12 protein-coding genes are annotated in these 13,722 nt (G+C 38.4%); 2 read left to right on the top strand and 10 right to left on the bottom strand.

All coding sequences use genetic code 11. From position 1 onward, the window contains the following. The first annotated feature begins 185 nt into the window (after positions 1-185). Positions 186-1,037 carry a C1 family peptidase gene (locus tag AC5YGI_RS13410; RefSeq protein ID WP_496168614.1) on the top strand — a complete coding sequence of 284 codons (852 nt, stop codon included), beginning with the start codon at positions 186-188 and terminating at the stop codon, positions 1,035-1,037. Positions 1,038-1,190: 153 nt separating this feature from the next. Here the strand turns inward: AC5YGI_RS13410 and AC5YGI_RS13405 are convergent, their stop codons facing one another. From AC5YGI_RS13405 to amaB, 8 genes are all read right to left on the bottom strand, one after another. Continuing rightward, positions 1,191-2,606: an efflux transporter outer membrane subunit gene (locus tag AC5YGI_RS13405; RefSeq protein WP_496168612.1), complete on the bottom strand. Its 1,416-nt coding sequence runs from the start codon at positions 2,604-2,606 to the stop codon at positions 1,191-1,193. Positions 2,607-2,697: 91 nt separating this feature from the next. Beyond that, a complete protein-coding gene (locus tag AC5YGI_RS13400; RefSeq protein WP_446105960.1) occupies positions 2,698-5,844 on the bottom strand; it encodes an efflux RND transporter permease subunit in 3,147 nt (1,048 codons plus the stop codon). Further along, positions 5,844-7,031 (bottom strand): efflux RND transporter periplasmic adaptor subunit, encoded by a 1,188-nt coding sequence (locus AC5YGI_RS13395; RefSeq protein WP_110008776.1) that lies wholly within the window; start codon positions 7,029-7,031, stop codon positions 5,844-5,846. The genes AC5YGI_RS13400 and AC5YGI_RS13395 overlap by 1 nt, the downstream gene beginning before the upstream one ends. Before the next feature lies 1 nt (position 7,032). Next, positions 7,033-7,488 carry a hypothetical protein gene (locus AC5YGI_RS13390; RefSeq protein ID WP_034694378.1) on the bottom strand — a complete coding sequence of 152 codons (456 nt, stop codon included), beginning with the start codon at positions 7,486-7,488 and terminating at the stop codon, positions 7,033-7,035. Between the two features lie 116 nt (positions 7,489-7,604). Further along, positions 7,605-8,117, bottom strand: coding sequence for a GNAT family N-acetyltransferase (locus tag AC5YGI_RS13385; RefSeq protein ID WP_496168609.1), 513 nt, complete (start codon positions 8,115-8,117; stop codon positions 7,605-7,607). A gap of 433 nt (positions 8,118-8,550) precedes the next feature. Beyond that, positions 8,551-8,781, bottom strand: coding sequence for a DUF2007 domain-containing protein (locus tag AC5YGI_RS13380; RefSeq protein WP_110008774.1), 231 nt, complete (start codon positions 8,779-8,781; stop codon positions 8,551-8,553). Between the two features lie 61 nt (positions 8,782-8,842). Continuing rightward, on the bottom strand, positions 8,843-10,168 hold the full coding sequence (gene lat / locus AC5YGI_RS13375; RefSeq protein ID WP_496168607.1) for an L-lysine 6-transaminase: 1,326 nt from the start codon (positions 10,166-10,168) through the stop codon (positions 8,843-8,845). Positions 10,169-10,280: 112 nt separating this feature from the next. Further along, positions 10,281-11,831, bottom strand: a complete 1,551-nt coding sequence (gene amaB / locus AC5YGI_RS13370; RefSeq protein WP_120230952.1) for an L-piperidine-6-carboxylate dehydrogenase — start codon at positions 11,829-11,831, stop codon at positions 10,281-10,283. 135 nt (positions 11,832-11,966) lie between these two features. Here amaB and AC5YGI_RS13365 point away from each other — a divergent pair, with 135 nt between their 5' ends. Then, a complete protein-coding gene (locus tag AC5YGI_RS13365; protein ID WP_002979804.1) occupies positions 11,967-12,116 on the top strand; it encodes an FAM210 family protein in 150 nt (49 codons plus the stop codon). 190 nt (positions 12,117-12,306) lie between these two features. On the opposite strand, the gene AC5YGI_RS13360 is transcribed toward AC5YGI_RS13365, so the two are convergent. After that, positions 12,307-12,495: a type II toxin-antitoxin system antitoxin gene (locus tag AC5YGI_RS13360; RefSeq protein WP_034694367.1), complete on the bottom strand. Its 189-nt coding sequence runs from the start codon at positions 12,493-12,495 to the stop codon at positions 12,307-12,309. 78 nt (positions 12,496-12,573) lie between these two features. Continuing rightward, positions 12,574-13,440: an SPFH domain-containing protein gene (locus tag AC5YGI_RS13355; RefSeq protein ID WP_110008771.1), complete on the bottom strand. Its 867-nt coding sequence runs from the start codon at positions 13,438-13,440 to the stop codon at positions 12,574-12,576. Positions 13,441-13,722: the final 282 nt, after the last annotated feature.

The raw sequence follows: 13,722 nt of genomic DNA, 5'->3' as shown, positions 1-13,722 counted from the left end.
TGAATAATATTAACTCCTATCAACAAATCGACAAATAAAAACATACAAACACATAAAAAAAGCTAAAACAATAGATTATTCACAAATTATATTACAATTGTATAAAAATAATTCATATTTTTATACAATAAATTTTAAATAATACAATGATGAAAAATCTAAAATTAATTGCAATCGCATTAGGGATGCTATCTCTGTCTTCATGTAACAGAAATGAAGAAGAACAAAATACTCAGCAGCCTAACAAGGAAAATCAGGCAATGCGTTCCTTAGGAGCAATCCCGGTAGATGACAAAACCTACAGTTCATTTGCTAAAGCTGATATAGATGCATTAGCTATGAAATTCAAGGGCAAGTCGGCAGAAACGCTTATAGCTTCAATTCCATCAAGTTATACCATACCCAACACTCCTCCAATAGTAAATCAGGGACAGGAAGGTTCATGCGTTGCATTTGCTACAGCTTATGCTGCTGCAAGTATTCTGGAATATAATTTTAAGGGGATAACCGCCCCAAGAAGTCCAGAGTACGTATATAATCAGATAAAGATAAATGGCTGCGCTAATGGAACTTATGCATCCAGTGGATTAAATTTAATAAAAGATCAGGGAGTTTGCAGCTGGGATGAAATGCCCTACACAGACGTAGAGTGCTCTACACAACCCAATGCAACTCAAAAAAGTGCAGCAAGTACTCATAAATTTACAACCTGGGCTACTGTAGATAAGACCAATATCACCAATGTAAAAACACTTTTAAGCATGAATTTACCCATAATTATTACGGTGACGGTAGATGGAAGCTTTGATAGTTTAAGCTCAGCAAACAATTGGATATGGAAAAGTCATTACGGTGCGGTAAGAGGAGGACATGCCATTTGCGTAGTGGGTTATGACGATGCTAAACAAGCTTTTAAAGTACAAAATTCCTGGGGTACCGCATGGGGAAACAATGGATTTTTATGGATAGACTATGCATTTTTTGCCAAGACTAGAAAAGGAGCTATCAATGAATCTTATGTAGCATACGTTCAATAAAAAATTATTAAAATGAATCGTGGCCGGAATAATTCCGGCTACTTTTATGTCTTTGCACATCATAAACCTATTTTTGTAATTGTGATCTTTGTCAATAAAAAAACGTATGCCATTCCTGACATACGTTTTTATGATATTACATTGCTGAAACGGTTATTTCCAGCCACCGCCCAAAGCCTGATAAAGCTCTACGGCTGCTTTCATTTTACTGTATCTTGCATTGGAGATGTTAAGTTCTGCATTCAATGAATTCACACTTGCATTCAATACCTCAAGATAGTTCGCCATTCCATAGTTCACTAATTCCTGGGAATAGTCAACCGATTTTTTGTAGGCATCAAGTTCTTTTTGTTTCAATTCAATAAATGAATCCTGAACAGAGAAAACCCTGATGGCATCCGACACTTCTTTTCCAGCAGTCAAAACTGTTTTTCTGAAGTTAAGATAAGCCGTCTCCTGATTGGCAAGACTTACGTCATAGTTGGTCTGGATCTGTCTTTTATTTAAAATCGGCTGAGCGAGTCCTGCTACTACATTTGCAAATAAAGAGTTTACACTGAATAAGTGGTCAATATCCACAGACTGCAATCCGCCGCTTCCTGTCAGTTTTAAAGTAGGATAAAACTGAGCTTTGGCAGCATTCGTCAGTTGGAAAGCATTCATCAGGTTAAATTCTGCTCTGATCACATCCGGACGGTTGGCCAGAAGCTGAGTCGGGTAACCCAGTTTTAAATCAATCGGAAGTTTTTGCCCTTCCAAGGTAGACCTTTCTATAGAATGAGAAGGTTCCCCCATCAAAAGACTCATTGTATTTTCAAGCAGCTGGATCTGTGTATCAATATCAATCAGTAATGATTTGGCATTGAAAACAAGTGCTTCACTCTGTTGTACGGCTACTTCGGTAACTGTTCCGGAAGTTTTTAAAGCCTTTGTAGCTTCAAGATTTTTCTCTCGTACCGCGATGGTTTCTTTGATAATTCTCTTCTGAGCATCAAAAGTCAGTAACTGATAATATGCAGAAGCTATGGAAGACACCAGACTGCTTTTAACGGCTTTATGAGCTGCAACAGTTCCTAAATAAGTCGCCAGCTGGGCTTTTTCCTGGGCTTTCAATTTGCCCCAGATATCAGCTTCCCATCCGATACTTGCCGTAATGTCAAACTGGTTTACATAACGTCTTTCTCCGATGATCTGTCCAAACTGGGTATTGATAGACTGGGTCTGAAATGTATAATTGGGTCCGATAGAAAGCGTCGGCTGATAGGCTGCCTTACTCTGTTTAAGATAGGCTTCTGCAGAATTAATACTTTCTAAAGCAATTCTGATATCAAGATTGTTTTCCAGTGCCTTGGAAATATGCCCCTGCAATATCGGATCAGTGAATATTTCTTTCCATGAAATATCTGCAATATTCGTACTGTCCGAAGGAAGCATGTCTGTACGAAAAAGCTTTTCGTCTACAACATTTTTCGGTCTTTCATATTCTTTTCTCGCCATACAGGATGAGATGGCTCCGAGTATGAAAACTGAAAAAGTGATTCCTTTTATGATGTTTAATAAACTCTTCATTATTTTTAATTAGAAGTTAGAGTTTAGAAGTTAGAAGTTAGTTTTTAGACTTATCTCTAATTGCTAACTTCTAATTTCTTAAATCTTAATTTTATTCTGCTAAATTGATATCTTCTTTTTTGATAGGTTTAATTTTTTCCTGCAGTGTTTCAAAAATCACATACAGAACCGGAATTACAAATAATCCCAAAACAGTTCCTATCAATAGTCCGATTGCCGCTCCCGTAGCGATAGATCTGTTACCTACTGCTCCAATTCCGCTTGCCAGTACCAATGGCAATAAACCGAAAATAAAGGCGAATGACGTCATCAGAATAGGTCTCACCCTGGCTTTCGCCGCATTGATGGCTGACATCACAATCGTTTCTCCATGGTGTCTTCTTTGAACAGCAAATTCGACAATAAGGATCGCATTTTTCGCCAGTAGTCCCACGAGCATGATCAGGGCAATCTGGAAGTAAATATTATTTTCAAGTCCCATGATCTTCTGGCCGAAGTAAGCTCCCATTACCCCAAGAGGAAGAGAAATAATGACAATCAGCGGAAGGATATAACTTTCATACTGGGCAGAAAGGATAAAGTAAACGAAGATCAAACTTAACCCGAAAATCAGAAGCGTTTGAGATCCTGAATTTAATTCTTCTCTCGTTAACCCGGTAAACTCTACGGCATAGTTTTGATTCAGGGTTTCATCTGCCACCTGCTGCACCGCTGCAATCGCATCCCCGGAACTGTATCCGTCAGAGTTTGCTCCCGTCACCTTCACTGAAGTAAATAGGTTGTAACGGCTTACGGATTGTGGTCCGTATGCTTTTGTCAATGTTACAAACTGTGAAATCGGAGTCATGATCCCTGATCCTGTTCTCACATAAAGCTGATTCAGGTTTTCAATATTCTTTCTGTTTTCAGGAAGAGCCTGAACCATCACTCTGAACTGCTTTCCATACTTGGTAAAGTCTGCAGTATAAATACCTCCGATATATCCCTGCATCGTTGCCAGAATTTCATTGACAGAAACGCCAAGCTGTTTGCTCAGAGGAACATTAATTTCCATCTGATACTGAGGATATTTGGTATTGAATGAAGTCTGTGCAAACTGAATTTCCGGTCTCTGCATCAGCTTACCGATGAATTCATTGGTTTTAGCATCCAGATCAGCATATTCTCCACCTGATTTATCAAGCAATACCATTTCAAAACCTGCACTGTTACCAAATCCCGGTACACTTGGCGGTTGGAAGAATACTACTTTAGCGTCAGGAACAGATCCTACAATTCCAAATAATTTTTTGGTGATATCTTCAGAAGTCTGTCCGTCTTTTTTTCTTTCTTCGAATGGTTTCAGCTTAACAAAGGCAAGACCGTTGTTACTTCCGTTTCCGGACAAGAACCCTCTACCTGTTGAGATCGTTACATTCTGCACACCAGGCACTTTTAATGCTTTAGCCTGAAGAGTTTTCAATGCGTTGTAAGTTCTTTCCATAGAAGCTCCCGGAGGAAGCTGAACATCGGTAAAGATAATCCCTCTGTCTTCTGTAGGTACAAACCCTTTCTTCATGCTGCTGCTTGCCCAGAACAGAATACCTCCGGTAACAGCGAAAATAATCAGGGTTACCCATTTATGTCTCAACAGGAATACAAATCCTCTTCCGTAACGTTCAGTAGTCGTTTTAAAAGCAATATTAAACTTATAGAAAAACTTCTGTAAAAGGTTCAGATTTTTATATTCTGCATGATGCGCTTCGTGAGGTTTTAAGAATAATGAACATAAAACCGGGCTCAGGGTTAATGCATTAATCGCAGAAATGATGATGGCTATAATCAGCGTAATACCAAACTGCTGATAGAATACCCCTGTAGGCCCCGTAATGAACGTTACCGGGATAAATACTGCTGCCATTACCAAAGTAATAGAGATAATAGCTCCTGTAATCTCATCCATTGCCTCTACAGTTGCTTTTTTAGCATCAGAAATACCATGCTCCATCTTGGCATGAACGGCCTCGACGACGACGATGGCATCATCCACTACAATACCAATGGCCAGTACCAATGCAAATAAGGTCAAGAGGTTCAATGAATATCCGAAGAGATTCAGGAAGAAGAATGCTCCCACAATAGATACCGGAACCGCGATAGCCGGGATCAGCGTAGACCTGAAGTCCTGAAGGAAAATATATACTACGATAAATACCAGAATGAAGGCTTCGATAAGGGTATGAACCACCTTTTCAATAGAAGCTTCCAGGAATTCGTTGGTATCGAAGTTGAAAGTATACTTGATTCCCTCCGGGAAAGTTCCCTCAGCAGATTTCAGATAGGCTTTGATATTTTTAATAATCTCCTGTGCGTTGGATCCCGGAGTCTGGAAGATCCCCATACTGATGGAAGGATTGTTTCCGTTCTCCCCGATTCCTGTGTAAGACTGTCCAGCAAGTTCCACTTTAGCAACGTCTTTCAGCATCAGGTTCTGTCCGTTTGCGAGAGATTTAATGATGATATTATCGTACTGTTCCTTATCGTTGAATTTCCCTACGTATTTGATGATATACTCAAAAGAACTACCGCTGTTTTGCCCGATAGAACCTGCCGCCGCTTCTCTACTCTGCTCATTGATGGCATTGGTAACATCAGTAGGCGTTACACTGTAGGCAGCCATTTTTGCAGGATCAAGCCAGATTCTCATCGAGTAGTTTTTACCCCCGAAAACGTTTGCATCTCCAACACCATTTACCCTTTTCAGGTTAGGAATAATATTGATATTCAAAAAGTTCTGAAGGTATACGTCATCCAGGTCTTTATTTTCAGAGTAGAAGGACATATACATCAGGGCACTGGTCTGCTGCTTCTGGGTTACTACCCCTGAACGCGTTACTTCGGCAGGTAACAGCGGTGTAGCTCTCGCCACACGGTTCTGTACGTTTACCGCTGCAATATCCGGGTCTATTCCCTGTTTGAAGAAGACCTGGATCTGGGCAGAACCGTCATTCCCGGCACTGGAAGTGATATAATCCATACCTTCCACCCCATTGATCTGTTCTTCCAAAGGTACTACTACACTCTTCATTACCGTCTCGGCATTGGCTCCCGTATAGTTTGCGGAAACACTCACCGTAGGCGGTGCAATGTCCGGATACTGTGTAACCGGTAACGAGATCAGTCCCAGCACACCGAGAATCACAATCAGGATTGAGATTACGGTGGATAAAACCGGTCTGTTAATAAAGTTTTTTATCATTAGAATTTCGGTTTTATTGATTGAACAAGACTATCCATTTTAATTGGCTGCGGTTTCACGGCTGTTCCCGGTTTCAGACCTCCGATACCAGCTGCAATAACTCTTTCACCTTTATTAACTCCGGATTTGATAAGAGCCATATTGTCGATTCTGTCGATAACATTCACAACAACGTTTCTGGCAGTATCTCCTTTTTCTACTTTGTATACGTAAACAATACCCTGCTGCTCATAAGTAGCACTTTCAGGTACTACAAGTACATTGTCATAATGCTGAGGGAACCTGATCGTTCCACTGTTCCCATTACTTAATAATTTCTGGGCATTAGAGAAAGCAACTCTGAACTGAATGGTTCCTGTTGTAGGATCAATCTGGCCGGTAATGGCTTCAATTCTTCCTTTTTCAGGATAAAGACTTCCGTTAGCTAACTGAAGTTCAACCATTGGTAAGTTTTTGATTTTCTCAGGCATAGAAGCTCCCGGAGATTTTTCAAGGAAATCAAAATATTCTTTTTCATTCATTGCAAAGTAAGCATAGATCTCAGAGGTATCAGAAATCGTTGTCAGAGGAGTCTGATCAGACGGCCCTACCAAACTTCCTACTTTCAATGGCAGTCTTCCGATTACCCCTGAAATAGGAGCACGAATAATAGAATATTCGATGTTGGCTTCTACTCCTTTATAGTTGGCTTCTGCCTGTCTTTTAGCAGCATTGGCCTGCTGAAGCTGTGCCTGTGCCTGAGCCAGCTGAGCCTGAGCGGTCTGTAACTGTACGTTACTGATGATATTTTTCTGAACCAAAGGTTTAAGTTTGTTGACTTCAACCTGAGCTGCATTTACAGAAGCCTGCGCTGCGGCAACACTTGATGCTGCAGCACCGATTCCTGCTTTGGAAGCGGCTGCATTTTCAGTCAGGATATTGGTTTCCAGACGGAACAATGGCTGTCCTTTTGTAACATATTGTCCTTCATCTACCAATACCTGGGTAATATATCCCTGTATTTTTGCACGTACATCATTGTTTACTCTACCCTGGATGGTAGCCGGAAACGTCTGATAACCCACTATATTTTTAGACTCCACTGAGATAACAGGATAAGGCTTGGCACCATCCTGTTTCGGAGCTTCTTTTTTGCAGGCTGTCAGTGAAAGCGCTGCAATGGAAAGTATAACTAGCTTATTATTCATTTTATAGTTTATTAAGAGATTCCTGAATATTTTCTATGTTTTTATTTAAGAGTGCTTTGTAAACTTCTATTCTTTCGTTGTATCCATCGTCTTTACTTTTTTTAAAATTGTTTAAATCATCTAATAGTCTTAGTTCGTCCTGCATTTTCTGGACAATTTTCTCGAATCGTATTTTTTTGTATTCATCATTGATGAAAAAATACCGTTTCCGCTCATCCATTTTGTTATGGTCTACGATAAGCTGAGCATTCAGTAGTAATGAAATACTGGTGGAAACAGAACTTTTGCTCGCGGAGAGCACTTCAACGAACTCGTCAAAAGTAATTCCTACTTTCTCATAGTCAAAAAGAAGGTAGGAATAAATTTTTGATGCTAAAGGAGGTAAGCTGAACACAGTACCATAAAATTTTACGGCATCCTGAAAAATTTTTTCATCAATTTCTATACTTTGGTGCATAATATAAAAATTTGAACAAAAGTAGAAATTAGTTCAGAACCAAACGAACAAACCCGATAGAGTTTATAAATACTGGACGTTTTAAAAATTCAATGAAAGTTGATTTAACTTTTTGCCTAAATTATAATCTTCTCAAAAGCTTTCCTCATCCCGTCTCTTAAAAGAACCTCTCCACAATAGGAATACCCTCTGCCTTCAAGAATTTTCAGCATGGCGATATTATCATGGTTGGTATCTACTTTAATACTCTGAATTCCATGAGATCTGGTAAACTCTTCAATCTGATCAAAAAGTTTCTTTACCATTCCCTGTCCGGCAAATTTTTCATCTACGGCCACTCTGTGAACCACAACAAATTCACCGTCACTTAGCCATGCTCCTTCAATGGTGCTGTAAGCCGGTTCATCATTCAAAATCAGGGCTGCGTATACTGCAATCTCGCCGTCTACGGTCAAAACATGCCCGAATCCTTTAGCAATATCACTTTCTACCGTTCCTAGATTAGGGTATCCGTTCTGCCATTGGGTACTTCCGTCCTGTCTTCTTCTTTCAATGGATTGCTGGATGATTTCCCAAATCATATTTCTGTCTTCAATTTCCGCTTGTCTTAGTTTAATTTCTGGATTCATGTTGTTGATTTTGATTAAAAAGCATAAAAGTTAAAAGGCTAAAGTCTGAACTGTTTCTCTTTGATTATCTGAACAAAAACCTAATTTTTATTAACGCAAAGATTTTATTTATAAAAACTTAAGATTTTAAATGAGCAAAGATTGCGACTCCGTTGTTGAATAAGCGAATGGCTACCCGCTCGCTTAATGAGAATCAATGAAATTGATTCCTTCTTTGCTTCCTTACAATATAATATAGAGTTACTAAAACTTTGCGTCAAATTTAAAACTCACCGATACTAACTTCTGTTCTGATATAAAATAACAGTTCTTCAAGTCATCTTTTAAACATTTAGTTTTTCAATAATTTAAAGATTATTTTAATTAAAAAACCGAAAATTAATTTTAATTAATTTTCGGTTCGAAGTAGTAAAATTTAAAATTATGAAATTGTTTATTGATTTTCACTTTGTTGAAGGTAAGCATCAATAATTTCAAATGCTTTGGATTCATCTTCCAGATCTACCATCACCTTCAGCGAAGTTGCTGTTGGCGTTGTAGTAAATGTAAGATAGCTATTTTCAACCGTGTTTGTAATCTGTGCGTCATCCAATTTAGATTTAACCAACTGAATTTCTGAAGGGTTATCACTTTCATAAACTGATACTCTCGTACTTCTTTCCATATTCTAAATGTTTGAGTATCTAAATGTACAACGTTTTTTTTAAAATTACAAATTCCGGGATTTAAATTTTATTAATATTGCTCTCGATTTTATCTAAAGCAAGCTGGATTTCTTCTTTCGTAACATTCAAATGAGGTCTGAAACGAAGAGACTTATCTCCACAAGGAAGAATAATTAATCCGTCATTGAAAAGTTCATTCATCAGGTGGTTTCTCTGTTCTGCAGTAGGAAGATCAATAGCACACATCAAGCCTCTTCCTCTTGCATTTGAAATTTTCTCAGGGTGTTTTTCAGCCAGAGCTTTTAAACTTTCCAGTAAGAAATCTCCAACTACTCTTGCATTTTCTACAAGGTTTTCTTTTTCGATCACCTCCATTACCAGCTGGAAACGAAGCATATCAATAAAGTTTCCTCCGAATGTTGAGTTGATTCTTGAACTTTCCCTGAAAACATTGTTCGGAACCTGATCAAATTTTTCCTTATTAGCCAGCACACCACAAACCTGAGCTTTTTTCCCGAAAGAAATAATGTCCGGTTTTGCTGTAAAATGCTGGAATGCCCACATTTTCCCTGTAATGGCAATCCCTGTCTGAACTTCATCAAAAATAAGTAAGATTTCGTTATCATCACAGATTCTTCTTAATCCCAACAGGAATTCGTCTCTGAAATGATTGTCACCTCCTTCAGCCTGAATAGGTTCGATGATGATACACGCCACTTTATCAGGGTTCATCAAAATAGCCTCTTCAATCTGAAGTAAAGCAAGGTTTTCGTTTTTGATAGTTTCTTCAAGGTTTTCTTCTGTAATCGGGAACTTTAATTTCGGATTTAAAATTCTCGGCCAGTTGAACATCGGGAAATATTGGTACTTTCTCGGATCAGCAGTGTTTGTTAAACTTAAAGTATAACCACTTCTTCCGTGGAAAGCCTGTTTGAAGTGAATACAGATTCCAGATTCAGTATCTAATCCCTTTTCAAAGTTTTTGCGGGTTTTCCAATCGAAGCATGCCTTCATTGCATTTTCAACTCCCATCGTTCCGCCTTCGATAAAGAAAGCATATTGTAATTCTTCAGGGATAACTACTCTTTCAAATACCTCAAGGAAATGAGCGTACTCTTCTGAGTAAACATCCGCAAGCGTAGGTTTATTAACAGCCATTCTACCTAACCATTCTGATCTTTCAACAAGATAAGGGTGGTTATATCCGATAGATGCAGATGCAAACATAGAGAACATATCCAGGTATTCTCTGTCTGTCAGTTTATCATAAAGCCATGATCCGTGTGACTTTTCAATATCCATCACAAAATCGAAACCGTCTGCCAACACATGTTTTCCTACTGTTTCTTTTACTTTATTTGCTTTTATATCTAATGTGTGTTCCATAATAAATTTGTAGTGTGATTTAATAAATGAATAATTAAATGATCCAAAAATGAAGCGTTTAATCATTCAGGTTATTAAGTTTTATGTTTTTTGAGTGCTTTAAGTAAAGCTTTTATAAATCAAATTTAATTCCCTGTGCTAGAGGAAGTTGTGCGGTGTAATTTATAGTATTGGTTTGTCTTCTCATATAATACTTCCAGGCATCAGATCCTGACTCTCTTCCTCCTCCGGTTTCTTTTTCACCACCGAAAGCTCCACCAATTTCAGCACCGGAAGTTCCGATATTGACGTTGGCAATCCCACAGTCTGAACCAGCGTGAGAAAGGAACAATTCTGCCTCTCTTAGATTCTGGGTCATGATCGCAGAAGACAATCCCTGAGGAACATCATTCTGAATGGCGATAGCTTCTTCCAGTGTTTTGTATTTGATCAGATATAAAATCGGTGCAAAAGTTTCGTGCTGAACAATCTCATAAGAGTTTTTCACTTCAGCCACGCAAGGTTTTACATAGCATCCGGATTCGTAATCTTTCCCGGATAAAACTCCGCCTTCCACAACGAATTTTCCTCCTTCTTTCTTACATTTTTTGATGGCTTCTTCGTATTGGTTTACAGCATCCGTATCAATAAGTGGTCCTACATGGTTTTTCTCATCCAACGGATTTCCGATTTTCAACTGGCCATAAGCTTTTGCCAATCTAGTTTTCACTTCATCATATACACTTTCGTGGATAATCAGTCTTCTTGTCGAAGTACATCTCTGGCCCGCAGTTCCTACAGCTCCGAAAACAGCTCCGATAATTGACATATCAATATCTGCTTCTTTTGTAATGATGATTGCATTGTTTCCACCTAATTCAAGGATAGACTTCCCGAATCTTTCAGCTACTTTAGAAGAAACCATTCTTCCTACTCTGGTAGATCCTGTGAAAGAAACAAGAGCAACTCTTTTATCGTCTACTAATTTCTGCCCGATTTCGTGGTCTGATACCAATACACTTGAAATTCCTTCAGGAAGATTATTTTCCTTCAGAACTTCCATCATGATATTCTGGCATGCAATAGCACAAAGCGGCGTTTTCTCAGATGGCTTCCAAATGGTAACGTTACCGCAGATCCATGCCAATGCTGTATTCCAGGACCATACGGCTACCGGAAAGTTGAATGCTGTGATAATTCCCACTACTCCAAGCGGATGGTATTGCTCATACATTCTGTGTCCCGGTCTTTCAGAGTGCATGGTGTATCCCTGAAGCTGTCTTGAAAGACCTACTGCGAAATCGCAGATATCAATCATTTCCTGAACTTCTCCAAGACCTTCCTGTAATGATTTACCCATTTCATAAGAAACCAGTTTACCCAGGTCGTCTTTATATTCTCTTAATTTTAAGCCAAGCTGTCTTACCATCTCTCCTCTTTTGGGAGCTGGAATCAGCCTGAATTCCTGAAATGCCTTTTGAGCAGTTTCAATTACTTTGTCATAATCACTTTCTCCGGAAGTTTTTACTTTAGCAATCAACTTTCCGTCCACAGGAGAAATGCTTTCTATCACTTTTCCTGATGCGAAATATTTTCCGCCCACTGAAGTCCCTTTGTTCTCTTCTTTAATCCCAAGATTTCTGAGTGTTTTTTCGATTCCGAAATCTTTTACTTTTTTTGACATAAAATCTTACTTTTCGTTCTCTCTAAAGATAAAAATATTATGTGAACCTCAAAACTTTAATTTTTAATAGGCTTTTTATTTGGACTAATTATAAACATGCTTATCTTTGTAAAGTAATCATTTTGATAATCACCAATGGAAAATTCACAGGAAAACAACTCAAAGCTTAAAAAGTGGTTCAAGCGTGTGGGATGGGCAGGATTAGCTTTCTTTACCATTAAAGGCTTGATTTGGCTCGTCATATTCTACGTTGGAGCAGATAGTCTTCAAAGTTGTATACAATAAAAAAGCAGAGAAAATTTCTCTGCTTTCTTTTTTGGTATAAGGTTAACTGAATTGTTATTTCTTTATTGAAAAGCTAAAAAAGAAGGTCTTTTTTATGTTTTCTGTAATTTTAAAAAAGGGGGATATCATCATTTTTTGTGGGTATACCTCCCCAAAATATTATCATTCCTTCTCTATTCTTTCCTTTCATTTACTCTTTTTTCTTTCTCCCCGCGTTAACAAGACTCTGATGCAGCAGGTATTCTATCTGTCCGTTTACACTTCTGAATTCATCATTGGCCCACTTTTCAAGGAGTTTATAAGTAGACTCGTCTATTCTTATCACAAAGGATTTTTTGCCTTTGCTTTCTGAAGAGTTCTGAGCTTTTTCTGATTTCATTTTTTTAATTCTCTAACATTATTTACAGTTGCTGTCAGTATAGAAACTGTCTGTACCAAAAGCCCACTGTTAAATTTCTTAATTGTAAAGTGTTCCTGCATTTAGGATAGGTGTTGCCGCTTTTTCACCGCAAAGAACAACCATTAAATTGCTTACCATCGCCGCTTTTCTTTCATCATCCAGTTCAACGATATTATCTTCAGAAAGCTTTTTCAGGGCAAGGTCCACCATTCCTACTGCTCCTTCCACAATCTTGGTTCTTGCAGCAACAATCGCAGTAGCCTGCTGTCTCTGAAGCATTGCTCCCGCAATTTCTGAAGCATAAGCCAAATGGGTAATTCTCGCTTCCTGGATAATAATTCCTGCCGGTGCCAGTCTTTCTAATAATTCCTGCTCGAGAATTTTGTTGACCTGATCCCCACCGTCCCTTAAGGTAATGTTCGCATGTTCATCTTCAAGGTTATCATAAGGGAAACTTACCGCAAGGTGTCTTACAGCGGCCTCACTCTGCATTCTTACATAATCCGTGTATCTTTCTACTTCATAAGCTGCTTTGTAAGTATCTCCTACTTTCCATACAATTACGGCTGCAATTTCAATAGGATTCCCCATCTTATCATTTACTTTTAAAGTCTGTCCCTGAAGGTTTTCAGAACGAAGACTTATTTTCTGTGATGAATAAAGCGGGTTGATAAAGAAAAGTCCGTTTTCTTTTACCGTTCCAACATACTTTCCAAAAAAGTTAAGCACTCTTGAGTGGTTAGGCTGAATAATCATTAATCCTTTTAAGAAAAAGCATGATATCAGAAAACATAGCATAGCGAGCGCAACAAAAGTTATATTCTGGTCTACTCCGGTAATAAAAAAGTAGACAGCTGCGATAAACAAAGCCAGGCAAATAACCAATGTAAGATAGCCGGACATAGGTTTTAAGATTTTTTCCATGATTGAATTTTAATTTGATATTATTTTGATATCATAAAGATAGTAATGAATTTTGAATTATGAATGATAAATTTTGATTTTTTTGAGGGGCGAGTTTCGGGGTGCGGGGTTGCGGGATATAGGATTCGGGTATTTTTTACTAACACAAAGTTCGCGAGGTTAATTTACCATGGTGCATTTTATTTTAGTTCGCAAAGCCACTTCGTTTAGCAAAGACCACTACTTTCTTTGCTGAGTGAAACACCCTTGTAAACGATATTTATCATCCCAAAATCATTGCGA

It is taken from the genome of Chryseobacterium sp. CS3K3.1 (genome assembly GCF_059515165.1).
Note: the sequence above shows the minus strand (reverse complement) of the source record. Positions and strands in the feature narration are given on the sequence as shown.

What these genes read in the sequence shown, in the direction of transcription:
- AC5YGI_RS13410 (WP_496168614.1), top strand. Translation starts at nt 186, where the DNA reads ATGCTATCTCTGTCTTCATGTAACAGAAATGAAGAAGAACAAAATACT.
- AC5YGI_RS13405 (WP_496168612.1), bottom strand. Translation starts at nt 2,606, where the DNA reads ATGAAGAGTTTATTAAACATCATAAAAGGAATCACTTTTTCAGTTTTC.
- AC5YGI_RS13400 (WP_446105960.1), bottom strand. Translation starts at nt 5,844, where the DNA reads ATGATAAAAAACTTTATTAACAGACCGGTTTTATCCACCGTAATCTCA.
- AC5YGI_RS13395 (WP_110008776.1), bottom strand. Translation starts at nt 7,031, where the DNA reads ATGAATAATAAGCTAGTTATACTTTCCATTGCAGCGCTTTCACTGACA.
- AC5YGI_RS13390 (WP_034694378.1), bottom strand. Translation starts at nt 7,488, where the DNA reads ATGCACCAAAGTATAGAAATTGATGAAAAAATTTTTCAGGATGCCGTA.
- AC5YGI_RS13385 (WP_496168609.1), bottom strand. Translation starts at nt 8,117, where the DNA reads ATGAATCCAGAAATTAAACTAAGACAAGCGGAAATTGAAGACAGAAAT.
- AC5YGI_RS13380 (WP_110008774.1), bottom strand. Translation starts at nt 8,781, where the DNA reads ATGGAAAGAAGTACGAGAGTATCAGTTTATGAAAGTGATAACCCTTCA.
- lat (WP_496168607.1), bottom strand. Translation starts at nt 10,168, where the DNA reads ATGGAACACACATTAGATATAAAAGCAAATAAAGTAAAAGAAACAGTA.
- amaB (WP_120230952.1), bottom strand. Translation starts at nt 11,831, where the DNA reads ATGTCAAAAAAAGTAAAAGATTTCGGAATCGAAAAAACACTCAGAAAT.
- AC5YGI_RS13365 (WP_002979804.1), top strand. Translation starts at nt 11,967, where the DNA reads ATGGAAAATTCACAGGAAAACAACTCAAAGCTTAAAAAGTGGTTCAAG.
- AC5YGI_RS13360 (WP_034694367.1), bottom strand. Translation starts at nt 12,495, where the DNA reads ATGAAATCAGAAAAAGCTCAGAACTCTTCAGAAAGCAAAGGCAAAAAA.
- AC5YGI_RS13355 (WP_110008771.1), bottom strand. Translation starts at nt 13,440, where the DNA reads ATGGAAAAAATCTTAAAACCTATGTCCGGCTATCTTACATTGGTTATT.